The sequence below is a fragment of the Streptomyces solicavernae genome (assembly GCF_029968095.1).
Taxonomy (GTDB): domain Bacteria; phylum Actinomycetota; class Actinomycetes; order Streptomycetales; family Streptomycetaceae; genus Streptomyces; species Streptomyces solicavernae.
Genome location: NZ_JASCIR010000090.1, coordinates 1 through 1,544, shown reverse-complemented (window position 1 = coordinate 1,544; position 1,544 = coordinate 1). Strand labels below are relative to the sequence as shown.

The following is a 1,544-nucleotide window of genomic DNA, read 5'->3' as shown; positions in this document are numbered from 1 at the left end:
AAACTCGACGAATGTGCCTGCGGTCGGCATCACCATGGCCCCGCCGGCGAGCGCCATCGACGACTCGCCCTGGCGCAGCGACTGGGCGGCCTGGTGCAGGGTGACGAGCGAGGACGAGCACGCCGTGTCGACCGTCACCGACGGGCCCTCAAGACCGAGGACGTACGAAATGCGGCCGGACATGATGCTCGCGAGCTTTCCGGTGAGCAGGTGCCCGTCGAGGCCCTGGACGGGCTGGTGGAACCGGGGGCCGTAGTCCTGCGGCGCGGCGCCGACGAAGACACCGGTCGGGCTGCCCTTCAGCGACGTGGGATCGATACCCCCGTACTCCAGGGCCTCCCACGCCGTCTCAAGCAGCAGCCGCTGCTGCGGATCCATCGCCAGCGCCTCACGCGGCGAAATACCGAAGAAGTCGGCGTCGAACTCCCCCGCGTCGTGCAGAAATCCGCCCCGACGCGTGTACGTGCGACCCGACTTCCCGGGCTCCGGGTCGTAAAGGGATTCGACGTCCCAACCGCGATCGGCGGGGAAGTCACTGATCGCGTCGGTCTCCTGCTCCACCAGGCGCCACAGGTCCTCCGGCGAGGACACCCCGCCCGGGTAGCGGCACGCCATGCCCACAATCGCTATCGGCTCATTGGCCGCGTCCTGAACATCCTTGAGGCGTTGTTTGGCCTCGCGCGTGTCGGCGATTGCCTGCTTGAGGTAGTCACGCAGTTTTGCCTCGTTGGACATGGCGTGCTCAGTCCTTTCGGTTGGCGTCGACGAGGTGGAAGAGGTCGTCGTCGGTCGCGGAGTCAAGGTCGAATTCATCGGCTCCGTCCGGGCCCGCTCCGGCGGAGTCGGCCGGTGCCGCGGCCGTCGTCGGGCCGCCGCCCCAACGGGCGAGGAGGTCCTGAAGGTGGTGGGCGGCGAGGGACTTCTCGCCCTCGGTGGAGACGGAGCCCTCCAGAAATTCCTCGATACGGGCGATCTCGGTCCGCAGGGCGCTTTCCGAGAACGTCGGATCGGGGGTCAGCTCGGCGAGCAGATGCGCCGCCAGTGCCGCCGGGGTCGGGTGGTCGTAGACGAGGGTGGCGGGAACCTTGACCCCGGTGGCGGCGGTCATGCGGTTGCGGAGTTCGACTGCGGTGAGCGAGTCGAAGCCCAGCTCCTGGAACGTGCGGTCGGTGCTGACGGCCTGTGCGTCCGGGTAGTTGAGGACGGCGGCCACCACGCCTCGTACCAGCTCGGCGAGCATGCGCCGACGCTCGGGCTGGGTCAGGCCGGCCAGGCGCTGTTCGAGGGTCTGCTCGGCGGGTGCTTCGGCGCGGTCGATGGTGCGCCGTGCCGGGGTTCTGATCAGCCCCCGGAAGAGCGGCGGTATGCCACCGGTCCTGCGGATGGCGGCGAGGTCGAGCGGGGTGGCGACGGGCGCCGGGGCGTTGAGGGCGAGGGCGGTGTCCAGCATGGCCGGGCCCTGTTCCACGGTGACCGGCAGGTAGCCGCTCCTGGCCCACCTGGCCTGGCTGTTCTCGTCGAGACGGGTAGCCATGCCGCCCTCC

General features: G+C 69.6%; 2 protein-coding genes. Both read right to left on the bottom strand.

Translation table 11 applies throughout. The features are described 5' to 3' along the window. Window positions 1–735 (bottom strand): beta-ketoacyl synthase N-terminal-like domain-containing protein (locus QIS99_RS32110; protein WP_282517283.1); only part of this gene is annotated, 735 nt, incomplete at its 3' end. A gap of 7 nt (window positions 736–742) precedes the next feature. Beyond that, window positions 743–1,544: phosphopantetheine-binding protein (locus tag QIS99_RS32105; RefSeq protein ID WP_282517282.1), on the bottom strand; the 802-nt coding region annotated here is incomplete at its 5' end.